Raw genomic sequence first — 26,335 nt, forward strand, 5'->3', positions numbered from 1 at the left:
ACAGGCATGCTTTCGAGCCATCAAACCTCGGGAGCTGCGTAGATGCGCCGACTGCATGATTTTCTCGCCGTCTGTTGCCTGATTGTTTTGACGCTTGCGCCGCTGCGCGCGGCGACAGCCAGCGAAATCACCATCGCCGCGGCGTCCGATCTCAAATTCGCGTTGCAGGAAATCGTCTCCAACTTTCAAGCCGTCCATAAGGGCGACAAGGTCGACGTTGTTTACGGCTCTTCCGGCAAGCTGCAGACGCAGATCCGCGAGGGCGCGCCCTTCGACATTTTCTTTTCCGCCGACATCGCCTATGCACGCGCGCTGCGCAAGGACGGCTTCGCGGCGACCGAGCCCACGCCCTACGCGGTCGGCAGGATCGTTTTGTGGAGCGCGACGCGGGACGCGACAAAACTGCGCCTGGAGGATCTCGCCGATCCCAAGATTAGCAAGATCGCGATCGCCAATCCGGCGCATGCGCCTTACGGAAGATGCGCGGAACAAGTGCTGCGCGCCGCCGGCCTTTGGGACAAGGTGAAGGACAAGCTTGTGTTCGGCGAGAACATCTCTCAGGCGACGCAATACGCCGAGACCGGCGCCGCCGATGTCGCGATGACCGCTCTTTCGATCGCTTTGAGCAAAGAGGTCGCCGACAGAGGCGGCTATTCTCTGATACCGGAGACGCTGCATTCGCGACTCGAACAGGCTTATGTCGTGACCCGCCAGGGCGCCGACAAACCTTTGGCGAAGACCTTTCTCGACTATCTCAAAACCGGACAGTCGCAGGCGATCATGATAAAGTTTGGCTTCGCGCCCCCCGGCCAGGCCGCGCGGTAGGCCGTTTCGTCCCTGCACGAATCCGCTAAAATGTGGAACAGGCGGACGCTGACAGTCTTCCGCCTGTCTTAACCTCACCGCCGCCGCTCGGCGGCAGGTCTCGTATGCCGACATCTGAAGATTTCGCGGCGATCTGGCTGACGCTCAAGCTCGCGACGATCGTCACCTTTCTGCTGCTCCTCATTGGCGCGCCGCTGGCGTGGTGGCTGGCGCGGACGCGGTCCTGGCTCAAGGGTCCGTTGGGCGCCGTCGTGGCGCTGCCGCTGGTTCTGCCGCCGACGGTGCTGGGCTTCTACCTGCTGCTGGTCATGGGTCCGCATGGACCCCTGGGCAGGCTCACGGCGTTCCTCGGCGTCGCGCCCTTGCCTTTCACCTTCGCCGGCCTCGTCGTGGCGTCGCTTTTTTATTCGCTGCCTTTCGTGGTGCAGCCGATTCAGAACGCCTTCGAGGCGATGGGCGATCGTCCGCTTGAGGCCGCCGCCACCTTGCGCGCGAGCCCGCTAGACGCATTCTTCACGGTGGCGCTGCCGCTCGCGCGGCCCGGTCTCGTCACCGCGGCGATCCTCGGTTTTGCGCATACGGTCGGTGAATTCGGCGTCGTGCTGATGATCGGCGGCGCCATTCCGGACAAGACGCGCGTGGTGTCGGTTCTGATCTATGACCAGGTCGAGTCGATGAACTACGAGCGTGCACATTGGCTCGCGGGGGGCATGCTGCTGTTCAGTTTCTGCGTTCTCCTTGCGCTCTATGGGCGCCGACGGAACGGCCGCAATGGCTGACGGCGCCATCGCCGCGCGTTTCCGCCTCGCCTATCCCGGCTTCGCGCTCGACGTTGACCTGGAGCTGCCGGGACGCGGCGTCACAGCGCTCTTTGGCCCTTCCGGCTCCGGCAAGACCACCGCCCTGCGCTGCATCGCGGGGCTGGCGCGCGCCCCCGACGGGCTTCTCAAAATCGGCGGCGACGTCTGGCAAGACGAGGCGCATGGCGTCTTCGTGCCGACGCATCGCCGCGCGCTCGGCATGGTGTTTCAGGACGCGAGCCTGTTTTCCCATCTGACCGTCAAAGGAAATCTCGACTATGGAATGACCCGCGCGCGCGTCACGGCGGCAGACGCAGGCCGCGAGGCGCTCTGCGAAATGCTCGACATCGCCGCTCTGGCGGAGCGCTGGCCGGATACGCTTTCCGGGGGCGAGCGACAGAGAGTCGCGATCGCCCGCGCCCTGCTGACGCGTCCACAACTGCTGCTGATGGATGAGCCGCTGGCGTCGCTCGACGTGGCGCGCCGTCTCGACGTGTTGCCCTATCTCGAACGGCTGCGCGACGAACTCGATATCCCGATCATTTACGTCAGCCATGCGCCGGAAGAAGTCACGCGCATCGCCGACGAGGCCGTCGTGCTCGATCGCGGTCGCGTCGTCGCGCGCGGCGCGCCGCTCGACGTGCTGCCGAGCGCGAGCCGTCTTGTCGAAGGCGGCCGATTCGGCGTGGTCAACGCGCTCAAGGCGCGCGTGGTCGCCGTCGACGAAGCATACGGCGTCACGCGGCTCGCCCATCCGGCGGGCGAGATCTTGATCGCGGCGCGTCTGACGACGCAGCGCGAGGCGCGCGTCGTCATGCGCGCGACAGACGTTGCGCTTGCGATGTCCGAACCCCGCGACACCAGCGTGCGCACGATCTTGCGCGGACGCATCGAGAAGATCGATGCGACCGAGAGCGCCCTCGCCTTCGTCACGCTGACGCTCATCGGCGGCGACCGCCTTGTCTCCGCGATCACGCGCCTCGCTCTGGACGAGTTGTGGCTGACCGTCGGCGCTGACGTATTCGCCCTAGTGAAGTCGGTCGCTCTCGACGAGCGCGGCCTATAGGCCAACGAAGTCCGCCAACCACAACGCCATGAGCGCGCCGGCGACGGCGAGAGCGGAAGCCGCGGCGAGTCTTTGGCCCATCGCGGCGCCGCCGATAACCCAGCCCATCACGACTTTCGACGCCGTATTCGACAGCAGCGCCAGCAGCACCGCTCCCGCCGCGGCCTTTACGCCGATCTCGGTTGCGCCAAGCCGCGCCATGGTCAGTCCGATCGCGTCAACGTCGACGATGCCGGAAATGGCCGCGAGCGCATAGGCGCCGGCGCTGCCGGCGAAATGCGTCGCGAGCCGCGAGAGGATCATCACGGTCGCGAGGAGCGCGCCGAATTTCAGCACCGCCATCAGATCCAGCGGATTGCCGACAGAAAAGTCGCTCGATTCTGCAGGCCGCTCGCTTCGTCGCAGGAGAAAGACACCGGCAAGCGCGAAGAGCACGCCGCCCGCAACGACCGGCGGCGCCAAGCGCCACGCGAGCGTCGGATTGATGACCGCGATGACGGCGATGATTCGCGGCGCCATCACCGCATTGGCGAAGATGGCGCCCGCCGCCGAAGCGCCAATCTGAGAGGGATGTTCCCGCGCCAGCCGCGACATCGCCGCCGTCGCGGCCGTCGACGACGCCAGTCCTCCCGCCATGCCGGCGACGGCGACGCCGCGGCGGTAGCCGATGATTCTGACGGCGACGTAGCCGACGAACGAAATCACGCCGATCAGCACGGTCATCAGCCACAATTCGAAAGGGTTCACCGCTTGCCATGGGTCGATGGCGCGATTCGGCAAAATCGGCAGCAAGATGAAGCTCATCGCCAGCAGCGCCAGCCCGGAGCGCAGCTCGTCCCAGGTGATGCGCTTGACGAAGCCGTGGAGAAACCCTTTGAGCGCCAGGATCACGGTCGTCGCCACCGCTGCGGCTGCGGCCGCCTGTATGTCCCCAATCACGGTGAAGGCGCCGAGTGAAAAGGCTAGCGACGCCGCGACGACGGTCGTCGCGCCAAAGGTCTCATCATGGATATTTTCTCGATAGCGATAGACGCCGATCAACGCGCCGATGAAGACAAGCGTGATCGCCAATGCGATGACGCCGGCCCCGCCATAAGGCTGAACAATGGCGCCCCATACGCCGCCGAGCAGTCCGGCGAGACCATGCGTGCGAAGACCGGCGGCGCGCTCGCCTTCCGACTCGTCGCGTGACGTCCAGCCCCGTTCGAGACCGATGAGCAGGCCGATCGCCAGGGCGATCGACAATCTCTGAATCAGCTCGGCGGCGCTTAATTCGTACATTTGTTTTTCTTTATCGTCGTGTGGCGTGGCGCCAAGCCGTTTCAAGCGCGTCGCGCAGCTCCGAGACATCAACCGCTGCGAGCAGAATCGTCGTCCATCCCTGCCGTCCCCACGCGTTGGGAACGGGCGCAAAGGCTTGGGGCGCCATCATGGATTTGAACGCCTGCTCTTCGGGCGCGAATTTCACATTCGCCGTCAGTCCGTCGGCAGCGAGAGTCGCGTAGATCCGCGCGACCTTAAATGCGGTTCTGTCGAAATGCGGCGCTTCGCGCGTTCCCTCGAGAGACAGTGCGATGCGCTGGAAATCATGGCTGCTGGCCATCTCTGCTCCGTGAACGGCGGCGATGCCCGCCCTGATAATATGGCGCGCGGCGCCAAAAGCGTGCGCCTGACTGAGATTGGCAATAGAAGGCTTGCATGAACGTACCTCTACCCCCGTCCCGCCGCTCCAATATCGCGCCCTTCATGGCGATGGACGTGCTGCGCGACGCGAAAGCCTTGGAGCGCGCCGGCCGCAGCATCATCCATTTGGAACTTGGCGAACCCGGGGTCGCCGCGCCGCGCCGCGTGCGCGAGGCCGCCGCGGAGTCGCTTGCCCACGGCGTGATCGGCTATGGCGAAGCGCTCGGCGACGCGCCGCTGCGCGAGCGCATCGCACGCCACTATCGCGAGCGCTATGGCGTCGACGTCACGCCCGACCGCATCATCGCCACGACAGGCTCATCCGGCGGCTTTCTTCTCGCCTTTCTCGCCGCGTTCGATCCGGGAGCGAGGATCGCCGTCACCGCGCCTGGCTATCCGGCCTATGCGAACATCCTTTCCGCGCTTGGCCTGGAGCCGGTCCTGCTCGACATCGGCGAAGAGACGCGCTTTGCGCCCACCGCGGCGATGCTCGAAGCGGCGCATCGCGACAGGAAGGTTCACGGCGCGCTCTTCATGAGCCCGGCCAATCCGACCGGCGCGATGATTGCGCGCGAAGAATTGGCGCGGATCTGCGCCTTCTGCGACGAAGCCGAAATCGTTTTCGTCTCGGACGAGATCTATCACGGACTCGAATATGAGATGCGCGCGGAGACCGCACTGCGCTTCTCGGAACGCGCCCTCGTCATCAATTCCTTCTCGAAATATTACGCGATGACCGGGTGGCGGCTCGGCTGGCTCGTCGCGCCGCCCGAATTGATGCGTCCGCTCGAGCGGCTGCAGCAGTCGCTGGCGATCTGCGCCCCGACCCTGTCGCAGCGCGCGGCCCTCGCCGCTTTCGACGCTGGCGACGAACTCGAGGCGAACCGCGCCGCCTATGCGCGAAACCGAGCGCTTCTGCTGGACCGCCTAGCCAAAGTGGGATTGGACCGTTTCGCGCCGCCCGACGGCGCGTTTTACATCTACGCCGACATCTCGCGTTTCACCGACGATTCAATCGGGTTCTGTCGGCGGATGTTGCACGAGGCCGGCGTCGCGACGACGCCCGGCCTCGATTTTGATCCGCGCCGCGGCGCGAAAACGCTGCGGCTTTCTTACGCCGGGCCGGAGGCGGACGTGCGCGAGGGCCTCGCCCGCCTAGAAGCCTGGCTGCGGCCCTAGCTTCCGAAAGGCGTGCGCACGCGCTGCCACCAGCCGCCCTTCTTGGGGCGGTCGGGGTCCGCTTGGGTAATGACCACTTCCGTTGGCTCGCGCGGGGCGACCGGCTGCGGGGCGGGCTCGGGCGTCGGCGCCGCCGCCTGAGGCGGAGCGATGGGGGCGACCGGCTCGCTTGCGCGCTCTTGGAAGGGCGGCTGGGAGGGCGGCGCAATCTCAGCGCCGTTTACCGGCGGCGGCGGCAAAGTCTCCGGATAGTCCGGCGTCTGCGCCCCCCGCGGAGAGATCAGCGCCTGAGCATCCTCACCACCCTCGTCGAGCGCGAAGACTGCGGAAGGGTCTTTGAATTCCTCGGGCAAGGGCGCGGATCGGCGCCAACGGCCAGGACCGCGATCTGAACCGCGATCCGGGCCGCGATTGCCGCCGCGTCGGCCGCCGCGGCGGTCAGACCGCTCCTCGGCAGGCGCCGGCGCGCCCTCAATCGCCGCCATGAGCGCAAGACCTTCATCGGACGGCTGCTCGGCGCCGGGCGGCAAGGGTTCGCCACCCTGTGCGCCGCCGCCACGGCCTCGACGACGGCGACGGCGACGACCACGTGACGCGTCTTCTTCCGCGCCGAAGCGCGATCGTTCGCCGTTCTCGTCACGCTGTTCGCCGTTCGACTCGACGGTTTCCTCTTCCACCTCGACGATTTCGCCGCCGATCACATCTTCCGGCGCCTCTTCCTCAAGAGGTTCGGCGCGCAGCGAATCGACCCGCAGAGGCGCGTCGCGCTGCGAAACGCGCGGACCGGTCGCGAGTTCTCCGCGCTCGAGCGCATGATAGGTCGCGCCCGTCAGCGTATCGTCGGCGGCCACCGTGATGTGGACGCCGAAGCGGCGCTCCAGCTCCTGCAAATGGGTGCGCTTCTGGTTGAGAATGTAGAGCGCCACCACTGCGCGGGTGCGCAGCGTCACGTCATGCGCGGCGCTCTTGACCAGCGCCTCTTCCAGCACGCGCAGCACGTGCAGCGCGACGGAAGCGGTGGAGCGCACGTGACCGGCGCCGATGCAGTGCGGACATGGCACTGTCGAGCCTTCAACGACGCCGGCGCGGATGCGCTGGCGCGACATTTCGAGCAAGCCGAAATGCGAGATGCGGCCGACCTGAATGCGGGCGCGGTCGTTTTTCAGCGCGTCCTTGAGGCGTCGCTCAACAGCGCGATTGTTGCGACTCTCCTCCATGTCGATGAAGTCGACGACGATCAGTCCGGCGAGATCCCGCAGTCGCAACTGGCGCGCGACTTCGTCCGCGGCTTCTAGATTGGTGCGAAGCGCCGTGTCCTCGATATTGTGCTCGCGCGTCGAGCGTCCCGAGTTCACGTCAATCGCGACCAGCGCCTCGGTCTGGTTGATGACCAGATAGCCGCCCGATTTCAGCGTGACATGATTGGAGAACATCGCATCGAGCTGCGCCTCGACGCCGCTCTCGGCGAAGATCGGAAAGGCCTCGCGATGCAGGCGCACGTTTTTGGCGTGGCTCGGCATCAGCATGCGCATGAAGTCTTTGGCCTCGCGATAAGCGTCTTCGCCGGAAACGACGACTTCCTCGACGTCGCGCCCATAAAGATCGCGAATCGCCCGCTTGATGAGCGAGCCTTCCTCATAGACGAGGGTCGGCGCCGCGGAGCGCAGGGTCAATTCGCGCACGCTCTCCCACAGCCGCAGCAGATATTCGAAATCGCGCTTGACCTCCTGCTTGGTCCGCGTCGCGCCGGCCGTTCGCAGGATGACGCCCATCCCCTCCGGCACTTCGAGATCATGCACGATCTCCTTCAACCGCTTGCGGTCCGCGCCGTCCGTGATCTTGCGCGAAATGCCCCCGCCGCGCGCGGTGTTGGGCATAAGCACGGAATAACGGCCGGCGAGCGAGAGATAGGTCGTGAGCGCGGCGCCCTTGTTGCCGCGTTCTTCCTTGACGACCTGAACGAGCAGCACCTGGCGGCGCTTGATGACCTCTTGAATCTTGTACTGGCGGCGGGAGCGCGGCGCCCGATAGGGCGCTTCGTCCATCGCATCCCCGCCGATGTGCTCGACGTGATCGTCCTCGTCGTCGTGCTCTTCCTCGTCATGCTCCTCAGCCGGGGCGTTGACGCGGGCGTTGACCTCAGCCGTTTCGCCTTCAGCATCTTCGCGGGCGCGCTCACGCGCCTCGTCGCGCTCATCCTGGCGGCGCGCCTTCAGTTCGTGGTCAGGCTCCGGCGCCTCGAGAGCAAACTCCTCGGCTTCGCCGGTCTCGACCGAACCGAAACCGGCCGGATCGATGGAAATCTGCTCATGCTGCGCCGTAGCGATCGGCTGATCGCCCGCCTCGGCCTCAACGTCCGTGCTCTCCGACCGAAACTCGGCGGCTTCAGCGTTCCCGGCCTCGGGCTCCTCCGCCTCGACGTCTTGACCCCTCGATTCGGTCTCCGCCGCTGGCCGGGCCTCGAGATATTCTTGCGCCTCAGCTTGGGGCGCGAACTCCGGCGCGGCTTCAGACCGTTCCTCAGCCGATTCGGCGAAGGCTGTTTCGGCCTGGTCCTCAATGACGACCGGCGAAGCGCCCGCCTCGTCGAGGGGCTCGCTCGTCACAGCCTCATCAGCGCTCGCACGCTTCTCGGCGCCCTCATGTTGGCGGCGGCGCGAACGACGCCCGCGACCATGCGGAACGCGCTCTTCCTCGTCGGCCTGCTGATGGGCGCGGCTCTCTTCCTCGAGCAGCGCCTGACGGTCGGCGACGGGGATTTGATAGTAGTCAGGGTGAATTTCGGCGAAGGCCAGAAAGCCGTGACGATTTCCGCCATAGTCGACGAAGGCGGCCTGAAGGGATGGCTCAACCCGCGTGACCTTCGCGAGATAAATATTGCCGCGCAGGGGTTTTTTGTCAGCAGCCTCGAAATCGAATTCCTGAACGCGGCTTCCACGTAGAACGACTACGCGGGTCTCCTCCGGGTGGGAGGCGTCGATGAGCATCTTGTTAGCCATGGGGGACTCTTCTGCGGCGTCGCGCGCAATAACGCCGACGGGGCAAGCCTGAGTCCTCGAGGGGACTCGGCGACCGCTCTTTGGCGCATCCTGACGGCGCGAACGCTTCTTGTGAGGATAAGGGAGACAGGCCTGAGACCTGCGATACGCTTGCCGGCTTGCGAGCCGGCGGGACAAAGCGCATCGCGCCTCGTCCCCGTGAAATGACGAACGAGCCAAGAGGACATGTTTTTTGCGAGGCTGCGCCCTCCCGCGCGGACAAGCCACACGGAGGAAACGACTGCTCTCGCGCCTATCACGGTCCTGGCCATGAGATCGTCAAAAAACCTTTCGCACCGCCAAGTGGCGGCGACCAAACGTCACGACCTGCACGGGGCGGCGTAACGGAAAGCAACTGTCCGAAATTCTGTTGGCTCGACTTGACGGCCGCATTTTGCGGCAAATATCGCGCCGCAGAATTCCGCAGCTATCTCCTTACATATCGGTCGAAGTAGGCCGGCGCAAGCGCCGGCTCGGCTATTCACCGAAAAATTCATGGGGAAAGGTCCCGCAACGGACGGCTTTCAGATAAGCTAACGATGCGTTAACGGCGCTCTTGCCAAAATGCCAATCGCCGGATCGAAACGCCGCGCGAATTTGGGGACGCAGGTGAGGAGGACAGCTTTGCGCGCAGGGGCGTCACGACCGTTGATCGCAATGGCGGCCGCGTTCCTCATGGCTCTGGGCCCGCTCACGCGGTCTGCCGCCGCCGACGAGCAACGGAAGGAGATCTCTGCGCTGACCGCGCGTATCGAGGCGCTCCCCGATCGCTCCCGCCTCCTCTTCGATCTCACCGGCCTGCCGCCGGTGACCGCGCATCCCGTATCGAACCCGCCGCGCATCATCGTCGATTTGCCGGAAGTGCTCTTCCGCATGGAGGCGAACGCCGGCCTGTCGCCCGGCGACAAGCTCATAAAATCATATCGTTATGGCACCTTCGCGCCGGGACGCTCGCGCGTCGTGATCGATCTCGCGGGGCCCGCCAAGATTCTCAAGGCGGACAGCGAGGTCGCCGTCGGCGGACCGCGGCTCGTCATCGAACTCGCCCCGACCAGCGCCGGGCATTTCGCTTCGACCGTCGCCGAACAGGCGCGCCTACAGCCCGCAGAACCGTCCAAACTGCCAGCGACGGCCGCCAAAGCGCCAACGGACAAGCCCATGGTGGTCATCGATCCGGGTCATGGCGGGGTCGATATGGGCGCAACCTCCAAGCACGGCGAAATGGAAAAGGACGTCGTGCTCGAGTTCGCGCGCGCGCTGCGGGACAAAATCCAGGAAACCGGGCGCGCGCGCGTGCTTTTAACCCGCGACCACGACATGTTTCTCCCGCTCGGCGAGCGGGTGCGAATCGGTCGCGAAAACAACGCGTCGCTGTTTATCTCGGTTCATGCGGACACGCTGTCCGCATCCCGCGTCGAGGGCGCGACCGTCTACACGGTCTCTGAGCGCGCCTCGGACGCCGAAGCGGCGCGGATGGCCGAGAAGGAGAATCTCGCGGATCAGGCCGCCGGACTTGAAAGCAAGGCGGACGCCGAAGAGGTTGGCGACATATTGTTCGAACTCACGCGACGCGAGACCCGCGGCTACAGTCGCCAGTTTTCGCATTCGCTGATCTCATTCTGGAAGGAAGTCGGGGCGCTCAACAAAAATCCAAGCCGTTCGGCGGGCTTCGTTGTGCTCAAAGCCTTTGACGTCCCCTCCGTTCTGCTCGAACTTGGATATCTTTCGAGCGAAAGGGATCTGTCCCGGCTGACGTCCCAGGACTGGCGCGAGCGCGCGGCGCAGAAAACCGCCGAAGCTGTTGACGCCTTTATCAGCGCGCGTAGCCGTGAAGCGCGGGCCCCCGCCGAAGCGCCCTCGGCCGCGGCGCGCCCACAATAAAACACAAAATCACGGCACATGGAGACAGTCGCGACGCACGATCGCCCGCGCGTCGCAGCCGCCGAAGAACGAGAAACGCAGACGCGGCGTCACACACTTGCGGATAAACGCTTCTCGCGTCGCGGCAATTTCGTGACCGGCCGCGTTCGCAGTCAAAGGCGCCGCGAGCCGGCGCCGGGAATTCGCCGAACGGTGGAATGATCCAAACGGGCGTTGTGAAAGAAAGCGACCCAAAAAGTGCGATCGCTCACTATATCTGAGCTGAACGAGTCGCTCTCGCGCGCCGACAAGGCTCAGGCGCCCGCGGTCGCGACACGGACTTTGGCATTGAAACAATAGCCGACGCCAGCCGCCGGCCGCTCTAAGGGTGATATTTCATGCGAATGCTCGCAAGGTTTTTGGGCTTCGTCTTCGCGACCGCGACGATCGTTTTCCTTATCGGAGCGATCGCCGGGTCCGGGCTGATCTATTATTTTTCCAAGGATCTGCCCGACACTGCCCAGTTGCGCGACTACGAGCCGCCAGTGACGACAAGGCTGCACGCCGGCGACGGCTCGATCCTCGCCGAATATTCGCATGAACGCCGCCTGTTCCTGCCGAGCTCCGCCATTCCGCAGCTGGTGAAACAGGCGTTCATCTCCGCCGAAGACAAGAATTTCTACAACCACGTCGGCATCGATCCGGAAGGCGTGATGCGCGCCGTGACGGTGCTCGCCCAGGGCGGCCGCCATGTGCAAGGCGCCTCGACCATCACGCAGCAGGTCGCCAAGAACTTCCTCGTCGGCAACGAGCGCTCGATCGAACGCAAGATTCGCGAAGCGCTCGTCGCCTTCCGCATCGAAGCGGCCTATCCCAAGGACAAGATCCTCGAGCTTTATCTCAACGAGATCTATCTCGGCCTTGGAAACTACGGCGTCGCCGCCGCGGCGCTCAATTATTTCAACAAATCGGTCAATGAGCTCACGCTCGCCGAGGCGGCCTATCTCGCGGCGCTTCCCAAGGCGCCCAGCAATTATCATCCGTTTCAGAATCGCGAGCGCGCCCTCGAGCGTCGCAACTACGTCATCGATCGACTGATCGCCGACGGCTATGTGACCGCCGACGAAGGCGCGAAGGCGAAAGCCGAACCGCTTGGCGTCAATCCGCGCGTTCTCTCCCCCAACACTTATGTCGCGGGCTATTTCGCCGAGGAAGTGCGCCGTCAATTGCTGGAGCAACAAAGCGAGAAGAAGCTCTACGAGGGCGGGCTGTCGGTTCGCACGACGCTCGACCCCAAGATGCAGGCCCTCACGCGAAAGGCCCTGGCCGACGGCCTCGTTCGCTACGACGAGGCGCATGGCTTCCGCGGCGCGATGAACCACATCGACATCTCCTCCGACTGGGGCGTGACGCTCGCGGCCATTCCCGCGCTTGGCGACGTCAAGCCATGGCGCCTCGCCGTCGTGCTCGATGTGACCGGCGACGCCGCGCGCATCGGCCTTCAGCCGGGACGCGAGAAATTCGGCGAAGTGGCGCGCGAACGCGAGACCGGCCTTCTAACGGCCGAAGGCATGCGCTGGAGCGGCCGCACGCCGAAAACGGCCTTGACGACGGGCGACGTGATCTACGTCGAGCCGCTCGCGGGACGCGCCGGCCAATATCGTTTGCGCCAGATCCCCGACATCTCCGGCGCGATGGTGGCCATGGACCCGCACACGGGCCGCGTCTTCTCCATGGTCGGCGGCTTTTCCTTCGACCAGTCGTCATTCAATCGCGCGACTCAGGCGTTGCGCCAGCCCGGCTCCTCATTCAAGCCCTTCGTCTATGCGACGGCGCTCGACAATGGCTATACGCCGTCGTCGTCCATCCTCGACGAGCCGATTTCCATCCAGCAGGCGGACGGCACCTATTGGACGCCGGAGAATTTCGAAGGCGGCCATGGCACCGGCGCGCATCCGCTGCGCTACGGAATCGAGCATTCCAAGAACATGATGACGGTGCGTCTGGCGAAAGACGTCGGCATGCCGCTCATCGCCGAATACGCCAAGCGCTTTGGCGTCTACGACGAGATGACGCCCTATCTCTCCATGGCGCTCGGCGCCGGCGAAACGACGCTGCTCCGCATGGTCACCGGCTATTCGATGCTGGCGAATGGCGGCAAGCGCATTAAGCCCACGCTGATTGACCGCATTCAGGATCGCTGGGGCAAGACGGTCTACCGACATGACGAGCGTCAATGCATCGGCTGCGACTCCGCCAAATGGGAGAACCAGCTCGAACCCAAGCTCATCGACAAGCGCGAACAGGTGCTCGATCCGCTCACCGCCTATCAGATCACCTCGATCATGGAAGGCGTGATCCAGCGCGGCACCGGCGTCTCGATCAGATCGGTCGGCAAGCACCTTGCCGGCAAGACCGGCACGACAAACGACGCAAAAGATCTTTGGTTCGTCGGCTTCTCGCCTGATCTCGCGGTCGGCGTCTTCATCGGCTACGATCGGCCGCGCTCGCTCGGCAGCCACGCCCAGGCCGCGCAGTTCGCCGCGCCGATCTTCCGCGACTTCATGACCGTGGCTCTGAAGGACAAGCCCGATACGCCGTTCCGTGTGCCGCCGGGGATCAAGCTCATTTCCATCGACGTGCACTCCGGGCTGCGCTCGTCGGGGGCCGGCACGATTCTCGAAGCGTTCAAGCCGGGGACGGCGCCGCCCGACTCCTACTCCGGCGGCGGCGGCCCGCGTCAGCTCGATACGCCGCACGACGTGGATCAGCAGGTCGGCAGCGGCACCGGCGGCCTCTACTAAATCGCGCACGGCGGCCGGGCACCTTTGGTTTCCCGCCGCCGGGCTATACTCGAAGCGATGACCCTGGACGTCGAAACCACCGCGCGCGTGACGCTGGAGACCGCGGCTGGCGTCGCGATCCTCACGCTGAACAGCCCCGCCTCGCGCAACGCTCTATCTCTCGCGATGATCGACGCCCTCTCGGGCCGGCTCGACGCGCTTGCCGGCAGCCACGACGTTCGCGTCGTCGTGCTGCAGGCGGAAGGCCCCGCCTTCTGCGCCGGTCATGACCTCAAGGAGATGACGGCGCATCGCAACGATCCCGACCGAGGCCGCGCCTTCTTCGATAAGACGATGCGCGCCTGCTCGGCGCTGATGCAGAAAATCGTGACGCTGCCTCAGCCGGTCGTCGCGGCTGTCGATGAGATGGCCACGGCCGCCGGCTGCCAGCTCGTCGCGAGTTGCGATCTCGCCGTCGCCGGCCCGCGCGCCCGCTTCTGCACGCCGGGCGTTAACATCGGCCTTTTCTGCTCGACGCCGGCCGTGGCGCTCTCGCGCAATGTGGCGCCAAAGCAGGCGATGGAGATGCTGCTCACGGGCGTTCCCATCAGCGCCGAGGAGGCGCTGCGCATCGGCCTCGTCAACCGCATGTCAGCCGATGGCGCAAGGATCGGCGCGCTGGCGCTGGCGCGTCTCATCGCGCAAAAATCGCCGCAGGCGATCCGCTTCGGCAAAAGGGCCTTTTACGCTCAGAGCGAGAAGTCTCTTTCGGACGCCTATGAACTGGCGAGCGCCGTGATGGTCGAGAACATGCTGGCGGAAGACGCCAAGGAAGGCGTGGCCGCCTTTCTGGAGAAGCGTGCGCCGACATGGGCCGAAAAGTGAGAACTGGCCTTATACGCTGCTAAAAGTCGCGCTCACTAACGCGCGGCTCATGGCGATTGACCCAGCGACCGAGTTTGCAAAGCCGCAGGCTCATAAGGAGTTGGCGCGGCGACTTGCCATGCGCGCAGCTCTCGGCTGCGCCGCGACGCTGATCTTTCTTGCGCCTCTCTCAGCTAACCGGACGAGGCGCCGCACGCTATTTCGATCTTAAATGATGTTCAGCGCACGTGGCGTGTTGCGCTCGGCGCGTCATTTTTGAAGGAAGAGAAAAATGTCCAGATTGCGCAATCGCGCCCTGCATCTGGCGCTGCTCCTTGCGCTCGCGATCGCCTTCACGCTCGCCGCCTTCCCGGCGCGCGCAGGCTGATCGTGGAGCGCCGGCGCGAAGAACGCGTCAGCTGCTTTGGCGGGCGTCGACGACTTATCGCGAGTTTTTTTAGAACTCATTTTTAGGAGAGTGAAATGAATGCTTTTCGTCTTTCGATCGCGCTCGCCGTCGCATCCTGCGCTTTTGCGCCGCCCGCGAAGGCGGATTTGACCGTCTGCAACAGAACGCCCGATCAAGTCACCGTTGCGTCCGCTTGGGTGAGCCCGAGCGGCGGATTCACCTCGGAGGGATGGTGGAAGCTTCGCGCCTGCGGCGGCTGCGAAAGAGTCGTTTTGCGCAGCGAGACGTCCGATCCGCATAATTACTTCTTTTACGCCCATGGCGCCGGCAGGGAATGGCGCGGCGATTCCGCCTTCTGCACGACTCAGGGCGCATTCAAGATCGGCAACGCCAAGCGCTGCATATTTGGACGACGCGGGCAGATGAAGAACTTCGTCCATGTGACGAGCGGCAGCGGCAATCACACGCACAGCCTGACCGGCCGTTCGAACAGCGGGCGCGTGTGCATCGATTGACCGCGACCTATTCGCCGAGATAGCGCAGCGCCGCGGCGGCCGCGAAGGGGCAAAGCGCGATAGCGGCGAGCGTGATCGCGCAGAGGATCGCGAAGGGCGCGTAGAAGGGCACGGCGCCGCCGCTCGCCGCCTCCGCGGCGGAGACGCCGAAGATCAGCACCGGGATCGTCAGCGGCAGGACGAGCAGCGCCATAAGCAGGCCGCCGCGTCGCACGGTCACCGTCGCCGCCGCGCCGATGGCGCCGATCAGCGTGAGCGCCGGCGTGCCGACAAGCAGCGTCGCGACGACGCCGAGAAGCGCCATGGCCTCCTGTTGCAGCATCAGCCCCAGAAACGGCGCGGCGATAACGAGCGGCAGGCCGGTCGCCGCCCAGTGCGCCGCGCATTTGACGAGCACCGCCAATTCGAGCGGCGTCTCGGAAAGATGGAAGAGATCGAGGGAGCCATCCTCGGCGTCGGCCTGAAACAGGCGGTCGAGACAGAGCAGCGTCGCCAGCAGCGCCGCGATCCACAGGATCGCCGGGCCGATGCGGACGAGCAGATTAGGGTCTGGCCCGACGGCGAAGGGAACGATCGCGACGAGCGTCAGGAAGAACACGACGCCCATCGCGCCGGAACCGCCGATGCGGCGCGCGACGCGCCATTCGCGCAGGAAAAGCGCAGCGAGCGGAGAACTCACGAGGCGCCGCCCAAGGCAAGCGAGGCCGCCTCATCGAGCCCCAGCGGCTCATGCGTCGCGGCGACGATCAATCCGCCGAGCGCGCAATGATCGCGCATGGCGAGCGCGAATTTTTCGCGTGAGGCGCGGTCGAGCGCGGTCAGCGGCTCGTCAAGGAGCCAGAGCGGCCGAAAGGCGACGAGGAGACGCGCCAATGCAGCGCGCCGTTTCTGACCCGCCGAGAGGACGCCAAACGGCGCGGCGGCGACATGGGCGAGACTGACGACCTCGAGCGCCGCGTCGACCGTGCGGCTGCGCCGGTCAGGCTCCTGAGCCAAATAACGCGACCAGAATTCGAGGTTCTCCTCGACGCTTAGCGCCGCCTTCATCCCATCACTATGGGCAAGGTAATGCGCCTGCTGCGGCAGGTCGACGTCGCTCGGCCCGCCTTCGAGAGCGATCGAGCCTCCCGCGCGCGGCAGCAGTCCCGCCAAGGCCCGCAGCAGCGTCGATTTCCCGGCGCCGTTGGGACCCGTCACGATGAGCGCCTGCCCCGCGGAAAGCGAAAAGCTAAGTTGATCGAGCACGCGCCTGCCCCCGCGCAAAACGCCGAGATTATCGACGCAAAGACGTAAAGCGCCATCGACGGGCGGCTGAACGGGCCCTGGGACATCGATCGACATGCGCTCCGCATAGAGCTTTGCGACCGACTCCGCCAGACACGGGCTCGCGCCTCAAGCGCCCGCCCTGCCCCCGCAGGGCGATCGGGTGAAGGGCTTCCTCATCCTGAGGAGCGTGCGCAGCACGCGTCTCGAAGGACGAGGAAGCCCGTTTTTCGCGTATTTTTCCTCACCCTCGTCCTTCGAGACGCCGCCTGCGGCGGCTCCTCAGGATGAGGGTGAGGAAAACAATCCTTCGCCCGATCGCCCACCCCTGCCCCCGGGCCGCCCCGCTGGCGCAGACGGGACGGGAATGCTAAGCAGCGCAGACCCTTTCTTGGGCGCTCAGCGGCCCAAGTTCTCGCTAATCGCGCGCGGCGCGCCCGTATCCAGGGATTGCCCAGTAAGTGACGAAGCATAAGAGCTTAGAGGATTACGCGGCAAGGCGATTCCGTTTTGCTGGCAACGCCTTGCTGGAGTTCAGCGATCCGTTCTTCGCCCAGATCGACAGGCTGCGGGCCGAATTCGAGGCGCAGGGCAAGCACTTCGTCAGCTTCGCCAATTACGATTATCTCGGGCTCGCGAATCACCCGCGGATCCGCGAGGAAGCAAAGCGCGAGATCGACGGCCTCGGCATCGGCGCGCTGGCCTCGCGACTTGTCGGCGGCGAACGCACCACGCACAAGCCCTTCGAGGCGGAGATCGCCGAATTCCTTGGCATGGAAAGCGCGCTGACGCTCGTCTCCGGCTATCTCTCCAATGTGACGACGATCGCCTGGCTGATGAGCGGCAAGCGCGATGCGATCTTCATCGACGAACTCGCGCATAACAGCATCGTCGCGGGCGCCGACGGCGCGCCGGCGCAGGTCGTCAAATTCCGCCACAACGATTTGGATCATCTCGACCATCTGCTCGCGCGTCACCGCGAGGAATACCGCAACGTCCTGATCGTGGTGGAAGGCGTCTACAGCATGGACGGCGACACCGCCGACCTGCCGCGGCTCCTCGCCATCAAGGAAAAATACAAGGTCTGGCTGCTTGTCGATGAGGCGCATTCGCTGGGCGTGCTCGGCGAAACGGGCCGCGGCCTCGCCGAACATCAGGGCGTCGATCCCGCGCGCATCGACCTCATCGTCGGCACCATGTCGAAGACGCTCGCGTCCTGCGGCGGCTATGTCTGCGGCAAGAAGCAGGTCATCGACTGGTTCCGCTATACGCTGCCGGGCTTCGTCTACAGCGTCGGCCTGTCGCCCGTCATTCTCGCCGCCGCGCGCACCGCCCTGCGGCTGATGCAGGAAGAGACCTGGCGCATCGCCAAACTCGCGGACAACGCCGAGCTCTTCCGCACCGTCGCGCATGAAGCGGGATTCTCGACCGGGCCGGCGATCGGCCGCGGGGTCGTGCCGATCCTGTTCTCGAGCGACGTCGAAACGATGTGGGCGTCGCAGCATCTGCTGGAGAACGGCTATTACGTGCCGCCGGTCGTGCGCATCGGCGTGCCGAAAGATGGGCCGCGGTTGCGCTTCTTTTTCTCGGCGAACCACAGCGAAGCGGAAATCCGCGGCGTCATCCAGATGCTGCGCGACATGCCGCCGGTGACGGAAGAGGCGCATCAGATCGTCGCCGCGGCGATGGCGGGCGGCTAGCGCTGACTCCCGCGTCACTTTGACGCTTTCGATTAAGGCCAGCGGCCGCTAGGACTTATCATATGGCGCGGATCGAGATTCTCCCGGTCGACGGCCTTTCGCGCTTTGCGACCTTCTGCAGGCTGCCACGGCTGCTTTATGCCGGCGCGGCAGGCTTTGCGCCGCCGCTCGACCTCGAGCGCTGGAGCGTCTTCGCGCATAAGCTCAACCCCCATTACAAGCTCGTTGAAGAGCAGAAATTTCTCGCCCGACGTGATGGCCAGTGGGTCGGGCGCGTCATGGCGCAGATCTATAAGCCCGGCGTCACGCCGGTCGGCGCCTCCAATGCGCAATTCGGCGCGCTCGACGCCATCGACGACGTCGAGGTCGTGCGCGCGCTGACCCAGGCCGCCGAGGACTGGCTGCGCGCCAAGGGCGCGGAGCGGATCAACGGACCGTTCTCGCCGTCGGTCAACAAGGAGTGCGGACTTCTTGTCGATGGCTTCGACGCGACGCCGATGTTCTTCATGCCCTGGCATCCGCCCTATCTCTCGCGCCATCTCGAGGCGCTGGGCTATGAGAAGGCGCAAGACCTCCTGTCCTACCGCTTCGACATTTCGAGCGACGAGAGCGACAAGCCGGCGCGCATTTCAACGCGGCGCGAATGGCGCGATCGCTTGAAACTCCGGCCGTTGAACATGAAGGCCTTGAAGCAGGGCGAAACCGCGCTGATGACCGAGCTGTTCAACGACGGCTGGAGCGGCAATTGGGGTTTCGTGCCCTTCACCAAGGAAGAATTCGACTCCGACGCCGACGCGCTGCAATATCTCGTGCCGGCGGATTTCGGCATCGTCGTCGAGCTTGACGGCGTTCCGCAGTCCTTTGCGATCGCGCTTCCCAATCTCAATGAGATTCTCGCCGATCTCAACGGCCGCCTGTTCCCCTTCGGCTGGGCGCGCGCGTTTAAGAGGTTCCGCTCGCATCAGTTCAAATCGGCGCGGCTGTTGCTGCTTGGCACGCGCAAGACGCTGCAAAGAAGCGCGACCGGCGGGGCGATCTTCCTGTCGCTGGTCGAAGAGATGCGGCGGCGCCACGCGAAGATCCGCGTTCCGCATCTCGAAGCGGGATGGGTGTTGGAAAGCAACGCCGACATGCGCCGGCCGATCGAAATGTTCGGCGGCAAGGTCGACAAGATTCATCGCATTTATGAAAAGCGCCTCACGGTCGGCGGCGGCGAAGAGGCGATGCGTATGCGCGACGGCGTCACGGCAACTCAGCTACAGGATGCAACGTCATGAACGGCATATCCGTCACCGCCAATGGCGCCGACCGCTCGCATGTCGAACGGCGCAAGCTGATCCTCGAAAAATATCCGCAAGTGCGCGAACTTTTCGGCAAGGACCCGGTGACCTTCAAGATCACGGCGGCGATTTTCGTCGGGCAGTTTGTCATCGCCGCGATCTTGGGTTCGCTCGGCCTTTCCTACTGGTGGCTGTCGCTCTTGATGGCGATCTGCGTCGGCGCCTTCGCCAATCACGCCAATTTCGTCATCATCCACGACGCCATTCACAATTGCGTCTTCGAGAGCCCGCTCGCCAACAAGTGGACGGCGATCCTCGCCGATCTTCCCAACGCCTTTCCGACGGCGATGGGCTTTCGCTGCTATCACATCAAGCATCATTCGCATCTCTCGGCTTATGACTATGACGCCGACATTCCGAGCCGCTGGGAGGTCGAATGGGTCGGCAACAGCGGCTGGCGCAAAGCCGCTTGGATCTTCTTCTTCCCGGTCATTCAGCTTGCGCGCCTGTCGCGCCTGAAAGGCACGGTGCCGATCTGGGGAACCTGGACCTACGTCAATATCGCCGTCATCGCCGTTTTCGATCTTTTCGTGCTCTGGGCCTTTGGGCCGAACGCCCTGCTCTATCTTTTCTTTTCCTTCTGGTTCTCCGTTGGAGGCATGCATCCGTTGAGCGCGCGCTGGCTGCAGGAGCATTTCGCCTTCGGCCCCGATCAGGGAACGTTCGACTATTACGGGCCGCTCAACACGCTCGCGCTCAACATCGGCTATCACAACGAGCACCACGATTTTCATGAGATTCCGTGGAACCGTTTGCCTCAGCTGAAGGCGATGGCGCCGGAGTTCTATGATGATCTGCGATGCCATCGTTCCTGGACGGCGCTGCTCGTCACCTTCATTTTCGATCCGACCTATTCGCTCGGCACGCGGTCGGAAAATGTCACGCAGGCGGCGGAGCGCGTAGCGCCTGTCGTCGCGCCGGCGGAGTAAGTCATGACGCAGGACGTAAGAACGGAGGCGCTCGACGCTTCGCCCCGCCTCTTCGAGAGCGATCTTCTCGACAAGCTGTCACGCGTGCACCATTTGACGCCGGTGATCGTCTATTGCCCGATCATTCTCGGCCTGGTGTTCTATTCGCTCACCTTCAACAGTCCGACGCTCGTCGCGCTGGGTCTTGTCGTCGGCTATCTGGGCTGGACGCTGACCGAATATTTCGGCCACCGCTATCTCTTTCACACCGTGTTCGCGCTGCCGTTCGGGCTTGGACCGCGCTTCCAGTTCCTCATCCACGGCGTGCACCACATCTATCCCAACGACCCGCTGCGGCTCGTCATGCCGCCGCTGCTCTCGGCGCCGATCATGCTGATCGCGCTCGTCTGCGCCCGCCTGATTTTTGGCGCGACATTCGCCTGGCCGGCGCTGGCCGGCTTCATCACGGGCTATGTGATCTATGACTGCGTGCACTTCTGGACGCATCACGGGCAGCCGAAATCCGAATTCGCTCGCATGGTGAAGCGCCTGCACATGCTGCATCATTTCCGCGACGCCGAGAAAGGCTTCGGCGTTCACGCGATCTGGTGGGATTATGTGTTCGGCACCGCCTATCGCAAGGACGAGACGCCCGGCACGCGCGCGGTGTGAGGGCGCGCACTACCTCCCCCTTGCGGGGAGGTCGATCGCCAAAGGCGATCGGGTGGGGGTAATAGAATTCACCCCACCCGGCTTGCTTCGCAAGCCACCCTCCCCGTCGAGGGGAGGGAAACGCCCTATCTGCGACGAGCGCTGAATTTTACCCCTGCCCGGTCCGCGTAAACCACTCGTCTTCGCTGATCACTTCGATTCCGAGCTCTGCCGCCTTTTTGAGCTTCGAGCCCGCGCCGGGACCAGCGACAACGAGATCGGTTTTCTTCGACACCGACGCCGCGACATGCGCGCCGAAACGCTCGGCCTGCGCCTTCGCTTCATCACGCGTGAGCCGCTCCAGCGCGCCGGTGAACACCACCGTCTTGCCGGAGACGGGCGACGTGGACGCCACCGCCGGCATCGGCTCCAGCGTGATTTGTTTGAGCAGCGCGTCGAGTTCGCGCTCATTATGCGGCTCGGCGAAAAAATCGTGCAGCGCTTCGGCGACAGCAGGGCCGACGCCGTCGATCGAATCGATGCGGGCGCGCGCTTCGCTCCCCAACGACGCATCGCGCGCCGTCTCGCGCAACGATTCGAAGTCGCCGAAATGGCGGGCGAGCCGGCGCGCATTGGTCTCGCCGACATGGCGCATGCCAAGCGCAAAAATGAAGCGATTGATCGGAACGCTTCGGCGCGCCTCGATCGCCGCAAAGAGATTGCGCACCGAGGTTTCACCAAAGCCCTCGCGGTTTTTGATTTTGGTGAGGCTCGCGCGGTCGCGCTCTTCCAGCGTGAAAATGTCGGAGGGCGTGCGGATGAGGCCCTCCTGGAAGAACAGCTCAATCTGCTTGTCGCCGAGGCCTTCAATGTCCATGGCGTTGCGCGAGGCGAAATGCTTTAGGCGCTCGATCGCCTGCGCCGGACAGACAAGCGATCCGGTGCAACGGCGCACGACATCCGCTTCGCCGGTCTTTTCGTCGATCTCGCGCAGCGCCGCCGAACCGCAGCGCGGGCAGACATGCGGAAATTGATAAGGCTTCGCGCTATTCGGGCGCTTTTCCGTCACCACCTCGACGATCTGCGGAATGACGTCGCCGGCGCGCTGCACGACGACGGTGTCGCCGATGCGAATATCCTTGCGCGCGATCTCATCCTCATTGTGCAGCGTCGCGTTCTGTACGACGACGCCGCCGACCGTGACGGGCTCGAGCCTCGCGACCGGCGTCAACGCGCCCGTGCGCCCCACCTGAATCTCGATGTCGCGCAAAATTGTCGTGGCGCGCTCGGCGGGGAACTTGCGCGCGACGGCCCAGCGCGGCGCGCGCGAAACAAATCCAAGCCGCTCCTGCAGCGCGATGTCGTCGACCTTGTAAACAACGCCGTCGATGTCATAGCCGAGCGTCGCGCGTTGCGTTTCGATCGAACGGTAATGCGCCAGCATGTCTTCCGCGTTCTCGCAGAGCGTCGTCAGCGGATTGACCGGCAACCCGTAACGGCGCAGCGCCTCAAGCACGCCCAGTTGCGTATTCGCGGGCAGCGCGCTCGTCTCGCCCCACCCATAGGCGAAGAAATGCAGCGGCCGTGATGAGGTGATCTTCGGATCGAGCTGCCGCAGAGAACCGGCGGCGGCGTTGCGCGGATTGGCGAAGAGAGTCTTGCCAGACTCCTTTTGCCGCGCATTGAGCGCAGTGAAGTCCTTATGGGTCATGTAGACCTCGCCGCGCACTTCGAGGACGTCGAGATTACAACCCCGCAGCCGTTGCGGAATCTCGTCGATCGTTCGCACATTGGCGGTGACGTCTTCGCCCTCATAGCCGTCGCCGCGCGTCGCCGCCTGCACGAGATCGCCTTTCTCGTAGCGTAGCGAACAGGACAGCCCGTCGATCTTCGGCTCAAAGGTGAAACGCAGCGGGCTTTCATCCAGACCCAGAAAGCGGCGCACGCGCGCGACGAATTCGAGGACCTCTTCGTCCGAGAAGACGTTGCCGAGCGAAAGCATCGGCACGGCGTGCTTCACTTTGGCGAATTTTTCCGACGGCTTGGCGCCGACCTTCTTCGTCAGCGACTGCGCCGTGGCGAGTTCGGGGAAGGCTTTCTCCAAAGCCTCGTAACGCAGACGCAGCGAGTCATATTCGGCGTCGGAAATGGTCGGCGCGTCTTCCCGGTAATAGCGGCGATCATGCGCCGCGATCTCCTCATGCAGCTGCGCATGTTCGGCGCGCGCTTCGATGGGCGTCAATTCCTCGACAGAAGCAAGGTAGGCGCGAGAAGGTTTCTTGGTCATGCGGAGAAATGGTTCGACGCGACATACGACTTCCGGCTGAACCGCTCGCTTGTCATTCCCGACGCGCGTCTCGCGCGATCGGGAATCCAGAGCAAACCCCGTGTTCGTGGGTCGGTTCTGGATTCCCGGCCAGGCCTTCGGCCTGCCGGGAATGACAGGCCCTCCGAACAGATTGACCGGAAATCGTACACTCGAAGGAACATCCCAAAACGTTCGCGCTCGGCCGAACCTAATCGTTTCGCCCCGCCGTGGGGAGAGGGACTAAGCCGCTTCCGGCGCGGCGCCGACGAGGCGGCGCGCGTCCCGCGCGCTGATCGGCCGCCCAAAGGCGTAGCCCTGCGCGAAGCCGCAGCCGAGCTGATAAAGCTCGATCGCGTCCTGCTCGGTCTCTGCGCCCTCGGCGATGACGTCCATGCCGAGATCCTGCGCCAGCGCGATGACCGAGCGCAGAATGACGGGTCGCGCGCCTTTGCCGGACTGCTTGATGAAGGAACGGTCGATCTTGATCGTGTCGAAAGGGAAGCGCTGCAAATAGGCGAGCGACGAATAGCCGGCGCCGAAATCGTCGAGCGACAGCCCCGCGCCGAGCTCCCTGATGCGCGCCAGCATCTGCGCGGCATATTCGGGATTCTCCATCACCAGACTCTCGGTCAGTTCGAGTTTCAGGCTGCCTTTGGCGATATCATTGCGCATCAACACGCTTTTGACGTCGCGGAGAAGGTCGTGGCGCAAGAGCTGGCGCGACGAGACGTTGACGGAAGCGAAGATCGGCGGGTCAACGGCGAGCGCGCGCTGCCAGGCCGCGAGTTCGCGCGCCGTGCGCTCCAGCGCCAGAAGTCCGAGATCGACGATCAGCCCCGTCTGCTCGGCGACGGGAAGGAATTCGGAAGGCTCGAGCCGGCCCAGGCGCAGATGGTCCCACCGCAGCAGGGCCTCGAAACCGGCGATGGTGCGATCCTCGAGCCTGACGATCGGCTGGAAGAAAACCTTGATCTCGCCGCGCTCCAGCGCCCGCCGTAGATCGGCCTCGAGCGTCAGACGATCGGAGCGCTGCGCGCGCATGGCCGGGCGGAACACTTCGATGCGGTTGCCGCCCGAGCGCTTGGCGTGGCGCATCGCGATTTGGGCGTCTTCCAGCATGTCGCGGGCGCCGGGATGCGTCTGCTGGTCGTAGAGCGCGATGCCGATCGAGGCGAACAGCGCGATCTCCTGGTCGGTGAAGCGCACCGGAATAGACAGCGCGCGGCGCACCGAATCGGCGATGGAGATGACGTGGTCGGCGTGCGACTCCGAAACGAGGATGATCGCGAATGTATCGCCTGAAAGTCGCGCCAGCGTGTCTTGTGGCTGCAACAGCCGCGTCAGGCGATGCGCCACGGTGAGCAGAATGCTGTCGCCCATGGCCATGCCGACCTGCTCATTGATCTGCTTGAAGCGGTCGATGTCGATGACGAGGATCGTCGGGCGCACGTCCTTTTCCATGCGCGCGAGAATCAGCGCGGCCTCCAGCCGATCGAAGAACAATTCGCGGTTCGGCAGGCCCGTCAGATTGTCATGCACGGCGTCGTGCAGCAGCCGTTCCTGCGCGTTGCGCTCGTCGGTCACGTCGTTGAGCGTGCCGACGACGCGGATCACCTCGCCGTCGGGGCCGACGACGGGCCGCGCCCGCAGCCGGTAGCAGAGATAATGGCCGTCCGCCGCGCGCAGGCGGAAGTCCTGATTGATGCGGCCGCGCCGCTGCTCGAGAATGGCGTCGAGGCAGGCGCGATAGCGGTCCTGCTCGAAGGGATGCAGCAGATCGAGCCAGGAGGAGGCGGCGCCCTCGAGCCCGCCGCGGTCGAGTCCGAGCGCCGCTTCCGCCTCCGGGCTGACATAGATGTGGTCCGACGGAACGTCCCAGTCGAACACGATCTCATTCGCGCCGGTGAGCGCGAGGGCCTTGCGCTCGACGTCGCTGATGGCGCCGTGCGACAGCCCGCCGGCGGCGAAGGCGTTTTGCATCACCGTGAATCCGATCAGCATCACGATGAGCACCAGGCCCCCGACGAGCGCCGGAGAGACGAGATCGTTGGTGATCCAGCCGGCGACCGCAAATCCCGCCGTCGCCACCCACACGGCCAGCAGGAACCAGGTCGGGATCAGCATGATGGCCCGATCGAAGCCGTGCGACGCGAGATAGAGAATCAGCACGAAGCCGACGACGGCGGCCGTCGCCAGCGAGATGCGCGCAACGCCTGCGGCGACGGGCGCGTCGAACACCGCAAGGCCGACGAGGTCCAACAGGATCAGCAGCCACAGGGCGGCGACGTGCCAGGCGCGCACATGCCAGCGGTTGAGGTTCAGATAGGCGAAAAGGAAGACGACGAGCGTCGCCGAGAGAACCGTCTCGGCGCCGGCGCGCCAGATGCGGTTGGCGTTGGCGTCAAAGCCGAAAATTTTGTCCCAAAAGCCGAAATCGATGCACACATAGGCCAGCACCGCCCAGGCGAGCGCCGCCGCCGCCGGGAAGATGACCGCGCCTTTCACCACGAAGACGATGGTCAAAAACAGCGCGAGCAGGCCGGCGATGCCGATGACGATGCCCTTGTAGAGCGTCAGGCTCGTCACCTTGTCCTTATAGGCCGCAGGCTCCCACAAATAGAGTTGCGGCAGGTTCGGCGTGCGCAGCTCCGCGACATAGGTGACCGTCGTTCCGGGATCGAGCGTCAGCCGGAAAACGTCGGCGTCCGAAGCGTCTTCGGCCTCGGGCGGAAAGCCCTGGCTGGCCGTGATCGCCGAAATGCGCGTCGAGCCGAGATCGGGCCAGATGACGCCCGAGCCCTGCAGGCGGTAATGCGGAGCGACGATCAGGCGCTCGATCTGCTCATCCGTGTCGTTGGTGAGCGCGAAAACGATCCAGTTGGGCTGGCTGCCGGCCTCCTTGGCGCCGACCTCGATACGGCGGACGATGCCGTCCGAGCCGGGCGCGGTCGAGACCTGCAGCCGGTCGCCCTGCGAGGAGTGTTTCTCGATGACATTGGTGAGGTCAATCGCGCGCGCGCCCTGCGGCACCCGCACCGACTCCATGGCGACGGCCTGAGCCGAGAGGATGAACAAAAAGAGCGCAACCAGGTATTTTTTCAGACGCACGAATTCTCTTCTCGATGCCGCAGGCTCGGAGAACG

19 protein-coding genes are annotated in these 26,335 nt (G+C 64.6%); 12 read left to right on the forward strand and 7 right to left on the reverse strand.

Annotated elements, in window-relative coordinates:
• Positions 1 to 42: 42 nt before the first annotated feature.
• The 3 genes from modA to modC all read left to right on the forward strand — a co-directional run bounded on the left by modA (position 43) and on the right by modC (position 2,691).
• A complete protein-coding gene (gene modA / locus ACPS74_RS05195) occupies positions 43 to 825 on the forward strand; it encodes a molybdate ABC transporter substrate-binding protein (RefSeq protein ID WP_029648272.1) in 783 nt (260 codons plus the stop codon).
• A 104-nt stretch (positions 826 to 929) separates the two neighbouring features.
• The gene (gene modB, locus ACPS74_RS05200; RefSeq protein ID WP_029648273.1) at positions 930 to 1,604 is read left to right on the forward strand and encodes a molybdate ABC transporter permease subunit; all 675 of its coding nucleotides are present in this window, start codon (positions 930 to 932) and stop codon (positions 1,602 to 1,604) included.
• Positions 1,597 to 2,691, forward strand: a complete 1,095-nt coding sequence (gene modC / locus ACPS74_RS05205; protein WP_239754158.1) for a molybdenum ABC transporter ATP-binding protein — start codon at positions 1,597 to 1,599, stop codon at positions 2,689 to 2,691. The genes modB and modC overlap by 8 nt, the downstream gene beginning before the upstream one ends.
• On the opposite strand, the gene ACPS74_RS05210 is transcribed toward modC, so the two are convergent.
• Entirely contained in the window at positions 2,686 to 3,972 is a 1,287-nt protein-coding gene (locus ACPS74_RS05210; RefSeq protein ID WP_029648275.1) for an MgtC/SapB family protein, read from the reverse strand. The genes modC and ACPS74_RS05210 overlap by 6 nt on opposite strands.
• Positions 3,973 to 3,982: 10 nt before the next feature.
• Positions 3,983 to 4,294: an MmcQ/YjbR family DNA-binding protein gene (locus ACPS74_RS05215; protein WP_029648276.1), complete on the reverse strand. Its 312-nt coding sequence runs from the start codon at positions 4,292 to 4,294 to the stop codon at positions 3,983 to 3,985.
• Positions 4,295 to 4,389: 95 nt separating this feature from the next.
• Here ACPS74_RS05215 and ACPS74_RS05220 point away from each other — a divergent pair, with 95 nt between their 5' ends.
• Entirely contained in the window at positions 4,390 to 5,553 is a 1,164-nt protein-coding gene (locus tag ACPS74_RS05220) for a pyridoxal phosphate-dependent aminotransferase (protein ID WP_029648277.1), read from the forward strand.
• On the opposite strand, the gene ACPS74_RS05225 is transcribed toward ACPS74_RS05220, so the two are convergent.
• Positions 5,550 to 8,552, reverse strand: a complete 3,003-nt coding sequence (locus tag ACPS74_RS05225) for an Rne/Rng family ribonuclease (RefSeq protein WP_029648278.1) — start codon at positions 8,550 to 8,552, stop codon at positions 5,550 to 5,552. The two genes, ACPS74_RS05220 and ACPS74_RS05225, sit on opposite strands and share 4 nt — an antisense overlap.
• 714 nt (positions 8,553 to 9,266) lie before the next feature.
• Here ACPS74_RS05225 and ACPS74_RS05230 point away from each other — a divergent pair.
• From ACPS74_RS05230 to ACPS74_RS05245, 4 genes are all read left to right on the forward strand, one after another.
• A complete protein-coding gene (locus ACPS74_RS05230; protein WP_239754147.1) occupies positions 9,267 to 10,472 on the forward strand; it encodes an N-acetylmuramoyl-L-alanine amidase in 1,206 nt (401 codons plus the stop codon).
• 377 nt (positions 10,473 to 10,849) lie between these two features.
• Entirely contained in the window at positions 10,850 to 13,255 is a 2,406-nt protein-coding gene (locus ACPS74_RS05235; protein ID WP_029648281.1) for a penicillin-binding protein 1A, read from the forward strand.
• Positions 13,256 to 13,312: 57 nt separating this feature from the next.
• Positions 13,313 to 14,119: an enoyl-CoA hydratase gene (locus ACPS74_RS05240; RefSeq protein WP_029648282.1), complete on the forward strand. Its 807-nt coding sequence runs from the start codon at positions 13,313 to 13,315 to the stop codon at positions 14,117 to 14,119.
• Between the two features lie 462 nt (positions 14,120 to 14,581).
• Positions 14,582 to 15,022: a DUF1036 domain-containing protein gene (locus ACPS74_RS05245; RefSeq protein ID WP_029648284.1), complete on the forward strand. Its 441-nt coding sequence runs from the start codon at positions 14,582 to 14,584 to the stop codon at positions 15,020 to 15,022.
• 7 nt (positions 15,023 to 15,029) lie between these two features.
• On the opposite strand, the gene ccmB is transcribed toward ACPS74_RS05245, so the two are convergent.
• Complete coding sequence (gene ccmB / locus ACPS74_RS05250) at positions 15,030 to 15,701, reverse strand: heme exporter protein CcmB (RefSeq protein WP_029648285.1); 672 nt, start codon at positions 15,699 to 15,701, stop codon at positions 15,030 to 15,032.
• Positions 15,698 to 16,363 carry a heme ABC exporter ATP-binding protein CcmA gene (gene ccmA, locus ACPS74_RS05255; protein ID WP_029648286.1) on the reverse strand — a complete coding sequence of 222 codons (666 nt, stop codon included), beginning with the start codon at positions 16,361 to 16,363 and terminating at the stop codon, positions 15,698 to 15,700. The genes ccmB and ccmA overlap by 4 nt, the downstream gene beginning before the upstream one ends.
• A 383-nt stretch (positions 16,364 to 16,746) precedes the next feature.
• On the opposite strand from ccmA, the gene ACPS74_RS05260 reads away from it, so the two are divergent.
• The 4 genes from ACPS74_RS05260 (at position 16,747) to ACPS74_RS05275 (ending at position 20,905) form a co-directional block, all read left to right on the forward strand.
• Positions 16,747 to 17,985 carry an aminotransferase class I/II-fold pyridoxal phosphate-dependent enzyme gene (locus ACPS74_RS05260; protein ID WP_029651531.1) on the forward strand — a complete coding sequence of 413 codons (1,239 nt, stop codon included), beginning with the start codon at positions 16,747 to 16,749 and terminating at the stop codon, positions 17,983 to 17,985.
• Positions 17,986 to 18,047: 62 nt separating this feature from the next.
• A complete protein-coding gene (locus ACPS74_RS05265; protein WP_036242093.1) occupies positions 18,048 to 19,262 on the forward strand; it encodes a hypothetical protein in 1,215 nt (404 codons plus the stop codon).
• Positions 19,259 to 20,254, forward strand: coding sequence for a fatty acid desaturase (locus ACPS74_RS05270; protein ID WP_018408964.1), 996 nt, complete (start codon positions 19,259 to 19,261; stop codon positions 20,252 to 20,254). Before ACPS74_RS05265 ends, ACPS74_RS05270 begins: the two co-directional genes overlap by 4 nt.
• A 3-nt stretch (positions 20,255 to 20,257) precedes the next feature.
• Positions 20,258 to 20,905 (forward strand): sterol desaturase family protein, encoded by a 648-nt coding sequence (locus ACPS74_RS05275; protein ID WP_029651533.1) that lies wholly within the window; start codon positions 20,258 to 20,260, stop codon positions 20,903 to 20,905.
• 148 nt (positions 20,906 to 21,053) lie between these two features.
• Here the strand turns inward: ACPS74_RS05275 and ligA are convergent, their stop codons facing one another.
• Complete coding sequence (gene ligA / locus ACPS74_RS05280; RefSeq protein WP_029651534.1) at positions 21,054 to 23,171, reverse strand: NAD-dependent DNA ligase LigA; 2,118 nt, start codon at positions 23,169 to 23,171, stop codon at positions 21,054 to 21,056.
• Between the two features lie 261 nt (positions 23,172 to 23,432).
• Positions 23,433 to 26,300, reverse strand: coding sequence for an EAL domain-containing protein (locus ACPS74_RS05285; RefSeq protein WP_029651535.1), 2,868 nt, complete (start codon positions 26,298 to 26,300; stop codon positions 23,433 to 23,435).
• Positions 26,301 to 26,335 lie beyond the last annotated feature (35 nt).

Source organism: Methylocystis sp. SB2 (genome assembly GCF_049817085.1).
Lineage (GTDB): Bacteria > Pseudomonadota > Alphaproteobacteria > Rhizobiales > Beijerinckiaceae > Methylocystis > Methylocystis rosea.